5 protein-coding genes are annotated in these 7,974 nt (G+C 33.1%); all 5 read left to right on the top strand.

Features of this window, described 5'->3' with window-relative positions:
* Positions 1-24: 24 nt before the first annotated feature.
* Positions 25-138, top strand: coding sequence for a helix-turn-helix domain-containing protein (locus HOG88_RS11870; protein ID WP_367234314.1), 114 nt, complete (start codon positions 25-27; stop codon positions 136-138).
* 149 nt (positions 139-287) lie between these two features.
* Complete coding sequence (locus HOG88_RS01705; RefSeq protein ID WP_295002485.1) at positions 288-599, top strand: hypothetical protein; 312 nt, start codon at positions 288-290, stop codon at positions 597-599.
* A complete protein-coding gene (locus HOG88_RS01710) occupies positions 589-6,903 on the top strand; it encodes an FG-GAP-like repeat-containing protein (protein ID WP_295002487.1) in 6,315 nt (2,104 codons plus the stop codon). The genes HOG88_RS01705 and HOG88_RS01710 overlap by 11 nt, the downstream gene beginning before the upstream one ends.
* A 184-nt stretch (positions 6,904-7,087) precedes the next feature.
* The gene (locus HOG88_RS01715; RefSeq protein WP_295002489.1) at positions 7,088-7,282 is read left to right on the top strand and encodes a hypothetical protein; all 195 of its coding nucleotides are present in this window, start codon (positions 7,088-7,090) and stop codon (positions 7,280-7,282) included.
* Positions 7,283-7,741: a hypothetical protein gene (locus HOG88_RS01720; RefSeq protein WP_295002491.1), complete on the top strand. Its 459-nt coding sequence runs from the start codon at positions 7,283-7,285 to the stop codon at positions 7,739-7,741.
* Positions 7,742-7,974: the final 233 nt, after the last annotated feature.

Consider the following 7,974-nt stretch of genomic DNA (forward strand, 5'->3'; position numbering starts at 1 on the left):
AAACAAGATAGAAACATCGCTATAATGAATGCATATTTAGATGGATACTCACAAGCGAGTATCGCAAGTTATCTCAATCTTTCTAAATCTTTGATTAGCAAAGTTGTAAAAAGTGGAGATTCATTCACAGGGGTGTAGTTTAGAGAGGGTGATTAGTTACTAAAGGTTATATAAGTTTTACACACTATAATGCCTAAAAAATTAGAAGAGGTATTAAATGTTAAGTAAAAATGTTTTTATTGGTTTATCCATTGTTGTTGGATTGACTGTAATGTATGTGTTACAAAATGGGGGGGGGGAATCAAGAAGAAAATAAACTTGTAAAACCTCAAAGTCAGAAAGTTTCTAACTATGACGAAGTCTTTAAAGAAAAAGAAATCGTTAGTAGAATGCAAGAGATAGAAGAATCCCATCAAATAAAAAAACTTAATGATGATGTTGATGCTCTTATAGAAGAAGCTGATGCTTTTATCACTCAAAATGACCTCACACTTAAACCTCAAAAAACACTTTTAAAAAATGATGCACAAAATCAAAAATTAACCGATGAGCTTAAAGCTTTACAAATAGAACTAGAGGAGTTAAGCAATGAAAGCTAAACTACTCATAGTTCTGTTTTTCTCATGGTTTTCACTTCTAAACGCCAACACAGTTAGTAATCTACAAGGAAAACTATCTGTAAATAGCGGAGCACTAAACTACTCAGTACCTTTAAATCTTCCTGTCGGTATAGCTGGTGTGCAACCAAAAGTATCTTTAAGTTATAACTCAAATGGAGCAAATGCTTACTTCGGTCAAGGCTGGAATATCACAGGACTAAGTACCATAAGTAGATGTGGTTCTAACATGGCGTTTGATGGGAAAAAACAAAGTGTTAAGTATGACACAAGTGATAATATCTGTATGGATGGACAGAGGTTAGTTTTAGTCTCAGGAACTAAATGGGGAAACAATTCTGAGTATAAAACTAAAATAGACACATATTCTAAAATTATTTATAAAGATGGTGATTTTAAAGTCTGGACAAAAGCAGGTGATATCAAAGAATATACTCTTATAAATAAAAACTGGTTCATAACAAAGATTAGTGATAGATATGAAAATAGTGTTCAATACAATTACTCTTCAAGTCAGGTTGAAGTTTATCTTAAAGATATAACTTATGCAAACAATAAAATAGAGCTAAATTATGAAGAAAAAAAAGATGACTTTTATGGGTTTAGCACTGGTACAGTTATCCGACTGCACAGACGAGTAAAGTCTATTTCTATAAAAAGTGATAGTGTTACTTTACGAAGTTATAGTTTAAAGTATAAGACACAAGAAAGTAAGCTTGATAAATCAATACTAAATAGTGTAACAGAGTGCTCAAGTGGGAGTTGTTTAGAGCCAATAGAATTTGAGTCCACAAAACAAAAGTTTGGCTTAACTAAAAGTACAATTACACTAAGAAGTAAAACAGCAGTGTATATTGATTTCAATGGAGATTCATATCTTGATATGTATGATAACAATCATATTGCTTTTGGGAAAGGCGATGGTAGCTTTGGAATTTTAAAGAACATTAATACAAATGTTTTTAATAATGGAATTAAGTTTGCAGACTTTGATGGTGATGGAGATATTGATATATTAGCACAAGGGTTTGGAAGTTTTCGTACATTTGTAAACGATGGGCAAGGTACTTTTTCACTTTTTAATACATATAATCTTTTGTACACTCCAATGAGTGCAATTAAACTAGCTGATTTTAATTTAGATGGTAATGTTGACCTTCTTATAAATAAAACTATATATTTTAGAAATAGTGCAGGTGTGTTTAACAAAGATAAAACATTACCACTAACTGCAACAAACGAAAACATTTTTTTACTTGATATGAATAATGATGGATATACAGATATTTATGAATTTACTAAAGGTACTCATAATATATATTTTAATGATGGAAATGCTGTCTTTAGTAAAAAAGTATATACACAAATGCCTAGAGAGTCCAAAAATATGAAGTTAGTTGACTTAAATGGAGATGGTTTAATTGATATATATCAAATAAATGATGGTAATAAAGACACAATACATTTTAATACGGGAAGTGAATTTCTTACAGTAGTGACTTCGCAACATATAAACATAATTTCAAAGAATATGAAATTTGTGGATATGAATGGAGACGGTATTATAGATATCTACGAAGTTCGAAGCGGGGATGATAAAATATGGATTAATGATGGAAAAGGAGCTTTTAGTGCTTTTAGTGATTTAGTAGCAGTAAACTCTAAGAGTGAAGAAATTACTTTTGCAGACCTTAATGCTGATGGAATGGTCGATTTACTTGAAACAGGTAGTGTAAATAAGGTTTGGTTTAACCAAAGTAAAGCAATCAAACTCACAAAAATAACTGACTCTTTTAAAAATACTATTAAAATCAACTATAAACACTTAAACGACTCCAGTGTATACACAAAGCATGCAGATGCAGCCTACCCAACACTAGACATACAGTCTGCACAACAAGTTGTTAGTGCTGTAGTATCAGTAGTCTCTAATGGTGTAAAGATGAAGACTAGTTATAAGTATGAAGGATTAAAAGTAAATCTCGAAGGCTTAGGATCTTTAGGATTTTCAAAAGTTATAACAGAAAATAGTCTCAGTAAAATAAAAACTGTTAATACTTTTAATCAAAATTATCCATATATTGGAACTACCTCTAAAAATATGTCCTATCTTCAAGGTGAGCTTGTTTCAGAAGTAGACCATGAATACTCAAGTACTTATAAAAATAGTACTTATCAGATACAAACCCCATTACAAACATCAAAGTCTTATGAAAATGGAGTCTTACTAAAAACAACAACTACACAAAACAGTAACTTCGACTCTTTTGGTAACACTAAAACAATCATATCAACAATAACAGATGAAACAACAGGTGATGTTTTCACAAAAACAGCCAACAACACATACACTAATGACACTTCAAGCTGGATACTAGCAAGACTGACAAACGCAGAGGTTATAGATGAAGCATATGGTGATACACAAACTAAAACTTCTTCATTTACCTACGACACCCAAACAGGAATCTTAAAAACAGAAATAATAGAACCAACTAATACTAAATGGTTAAAGAAATCATACACATATGATAGGTATGGTAATAAAATAAAAGAACTTGTAAGTGGTGCAGATATAACAAGTAGGTCAACAACAACTACCTATGATCCTCTTGGTAAGTTTGCTTTAAAAGTCACAAATGCCCTAGGACATACTCAAACAAACGAATACAACCAAGATGGACAAGTACTAAAAGTAACAAGTCCAAATGGACTAGTTACATCGTTTCTTTATGATAGTTTTGGTAAAAAAATACAAGAAACTAGACCAGATGGAACTACAACTATTTATGACTATAACTTTGATAACTCTATAGCAAATAGTTACTACACTATAACTGTCAAAAGTGATGGTAGCCCTAGTGTCACAACATACTTCTCTAAACTAAACCAAGAGTTAAGAACAGTAAATATAGGCTTTGGTGGAAGTAAGATATATGAAGATACTTTTTATGACGCCATCGGAAATGTAAAGAGAAAGTCTTCTCCATACACAGATACTGAGCCTGCTGAGTATACTTACCTGACATATGACAAATACCAAAGAGTAAAAACCATAGATATGCCAGCACCAAACAACCAAAGAGCAACAAGTACAAATGCATATGATAAGTACACACTCATAAACACAAACGCCAAAGGACAAGAGAAATCCACTACTAAAAATGTACTAGGTAAGATAGTCAAAGTGCAAGAAGAAGAAAACGCATATGAACTCTATGCATATGATGCAGGTTCAAACCTTGTAAAAACGACAGATACACAAGGTAATGAGATAGTACTAAAGTATGACATATTTGGTAACAAGACTCAGCAAAATGATCCTGATATGGGAGAATGGGATTATACTTACACAGCATTAGGACAACTAAAGACTCAAACAGATTCTAAAGGTCAAACAACAAGTATGACTTATGACATACTAGGAAGAAAAACTTCTCAAAACATAGCAGGAGTAGTGTCAACTTGGCAGTATGATACAACTAAAAAAGGGAGACTCCATAAAGAGAGCAAACCAAACTTCATAAAAGAGTACTCTTATGATGAGTTTCTTAGACTTAAATCTGCAACAACAACTACCGATAACAAAACATTTAAAAAGTCATATACTTATGATGCTTATGGAAGACTTGACACAAAAACACTTCCAAAAAACTTCATAGTAAAAAATGTATATAACGACTACGGTTATCTATCAGCGATAAAGTCTCCAAAAGAGCAGATAAAAGACTTTGACCCTGAACACTTTGTGTCACTTATAGAAAATACTTTAGATGATGCAATAGATAGCTACGCAAAATCACTAGAGTATAAAGAAAAAGCGAAACAACTCACAGCAAAAGCTGCATACTATACTCAAATAGCTGCAAGATATAGTAGTTATAAAGATATGTACTTAAACTATGCTAAACAACTTAGAACTCATGCTGCAAGATACGAGTACTACGGACAGAAGTATAAACACCAAGCAGCTTACTATAAAAGTGTAGCAAATAACTATATGTCACTGGCAAATCGTTATGCTAACTGGTGGGGTGGCTGGGCTAGTAGATATTTTACAAGACTAGCAGATAAATACAACTGGTATAGTGCAAGATATGCTTACTACTCAAGTATGTACTTAAAAATAGCTCAACATTATGAGAATAGAGCAAGTCTCTATGAAAACTATGCAAACTCAGATAGTAGCTGGATGGCAAGAGGAGAAAACTACTACCTAAACCTAGCTAAAAATGCAGTAAGTCAGTCCAAGGAAGCACTTGCTATAGCAGAAAACTACTCTCAAAGATCAGAAGATGGTTACGAAGTAAACAAAGCCTACCAAGTGATACTTGATGACACAGAGTACAACTACTTCTATAAAGTTCTAAGACAAGATAGCTACTCACGAGTAACTAAGTACATCTCAGGAAATGGACTGATAACTACTAAAGAGTATGATACTTCAGGAGTACTAAACACCATAAAAACAGGCTATAACTTCAACGATGCCATAAGGGAGTTAAACTTCGAGTATGACTTAGTAGCAAATGTAACTTCTAGAGAGGATAAAAAACTACAAGTCATACAAGCCTACGAGTATGATAACCTAAACAGAGTAGTATCAGCATCAAGTACAACACAAGATGACTTCATACAACTAAGCTATGACTATGACACCATAGGTAACATGACATACAAGTCAGACATAGGTTCTTATAGCTACACAGGAAACAGCCCTCATCAAGTTACCGGAGCCGGAAACAAAGGTTTCACTTACGACCTAAACGGTAACATGATAAACAACAATGGTACTTTCATCGAGTACACGGCGTTTAACAAAGTAGCTAAACTAAAAACACCAACAGACACCATAAACTTTAGCTACGATACTAACCATAACAGATATAAAAAGAGTACAGATAAATACACTTCTTACTACATAGATAAGTCTTATGAAAAAAAGATAAACAAAGATAACAGTGAAGAAGATAAGTACTTCATATATGTAGACTCTAAAGTAATGTCAATATATACAAGTAGCCTAAATGAAACATCAACAAAGTACCTACACTACGACTCTCTAAACTCAGTAGACACCATAACAAACAACCAAGGAGTAGTAGAGAGTAGAATGGCATATAAACCATTCGGAGAAAAACTAAACCTAGATAAAGATGGTAAAAAAACCCAAACGCCACCAAAAACTAAAAGAGGCTACACAGGACACGAACATATAGAAGAAACACACTTCATAAACATGAATGCAAGACTATACGACCCAACCATAGCTAGGTTTTTAAGTGCAGATAGTATAATACCTTATATGTACGATACACAGAGTTTCAATAGATACTCTTATGTAAGAAATAATCCTTTGAAGTATATTGATCCTAGTGGGCATTGGGGTATAAGTAGTATAGGTAGTGCTATTAGTAATGCTTGGAAAGATGCAGGAAGCTCAGTTAGTAATGCATGGAAAGATGTAGGAGAAACACTACATCAGTACAGGTATAAGATTGGTGGTGCTATTTTAATTGTAGTTGGAGCTATAGGACTTACACCATGGGGTCAGGCACTAGGTGGGTTATATTGGGGGCCTGTTCTTATGGCTACAGGAGCATCAATGATAGACTATAATCCAAACGAAGAAGAGAGCGAAAGAAACCAAATCTATATAGGTTCAGGTGGAAACAGTGGTGTTCCCGATTTTACAGTAGTAGAATGGGGAGAGGATTCTCAAGGTCGAGTAGAACAACAGCAAAGGATTAATGACTTGATAGATAGAACAAGACAAGGAACTAAAAATAAATTGCTAAATGGAGCAGGTACTTCATCTTATAATGTTACAGTTGGTAATTATAATAATCCAAGTAGTTCAAATCCGGGTGATAATGTACTTGGAATTGATAAGGCAGATAATACTTACACTAAACCAAGTGGATTTACGAGAATCGTGTCAGGATTAGGTGCTGGTTTGAGTAAAATTGGAAGCCAAAAGAGTAGAATAGGTAATGGTGTTGTTAGAGGGTTTGAAGGTTTATTAAATGGCTTACCTCGTATGTGGAATAATACACCATGGTATGCCAAAGGCTTACTAGTACATTCTGGTGGAATATTTGCTACACCTGCTATGGAAGTTGGGGCTGGGTATGCTTATTATTATCCAGGGGAAACAGCAATTGCTATAGAAACATTAGATGGTTATTATGGTGGAAGTTCTCCAGGTAACAACTATGGTTCTTTTGTCGCTGGATTTGAAAATATTACAGGTGTTGAATTAGTTCCAAGTGTATTAAAACCATGAGAATTGGAGCAAGAATAATGTTGTTTCTTAGCATCATAAATTTTATTCAACTTATGATAAACGGTTCTTTTAATGGAGGTAAGTCTTATGTCATAGAATCAACTCAATCGACTGTTCTTCAAATATTATTAATAATATTTTTGGTTTACATGTCTTTTGGAAAAATAAAAGTCAAGGATAAAAAATGAAAAAAATAATTACAGTTTTACTAGTAGTGGTATTTGTAGTTTTTGGTGTATTATTATCGCTAATAGCACTTTATGCTGCACCAGATGAAAAAGTGTATTTTTTAGAAGCAAGTTACATATGGATTGGTAATTCTATTGTACTTTTTGGTTTACTATATTATTTAAAAAAGTCAGATACAAAGGAGAGTTAAATGTCAAAAATACTTCTTTTAGTTCTTGCTATAGTGCTTACCTTTAATGGTTGTGCTTCAAAAGAAAACTTTATGCATACCCCAGTTAACAAAGAAGACTTTCTTAAAGATATGGACACTCTAAAGCAAGAGTACTCTGATATTGAAAAGTTTGATGAAGGTGTTACATTCTCATTTGATGCAGAAAATGTAGATCAGCTAAAAGAGATGTGGGGTGAACCTGAAGTTAAAAGAAGATGGTTGGCATTTGGGTTTGGAGTGAGTGTAACAATTGGACTCTCTTTTGTTTTTGGACCAGAGTATTTAGTAACATATCTTCTTCAACCAATACCGAATGAAACATACATTTGGAAAAAAGGAAAATATACGATTACAGCAGATGGAATCAATAATATAACTGTAATGTATGAAAATAGAATTTATCAATGGGAATGGAAAAAACGGGAAAACAGTCTTTAGAAAATCCGGGGACAGTATCAATGGTGTTTAGTTAAGCTCAGAACCTTATTTTCAGCGATCTTTCCTGAGATACACCCCTGTGAATGAATCTCCACCCCTGTGAATGAATCTCCACTTTTATGATATAATTTTTAACTATCGACATAATAAAATAAATAAGGATTTTTAATACCTACAAGATTAAGAGTTGATATTGCTGGTTATCATCATGTTATCAATCGTGGTGTAAATCG

Source organism: Sulfurimonas sp. (assembly GCF_018698455.1).
Taxonomy (GTDB): domain Bacteria; phylum Campylobacterota; class Campylobacteria; order Campylobacterales; family Sulfurimonadaceae; genus Sulfurimonas.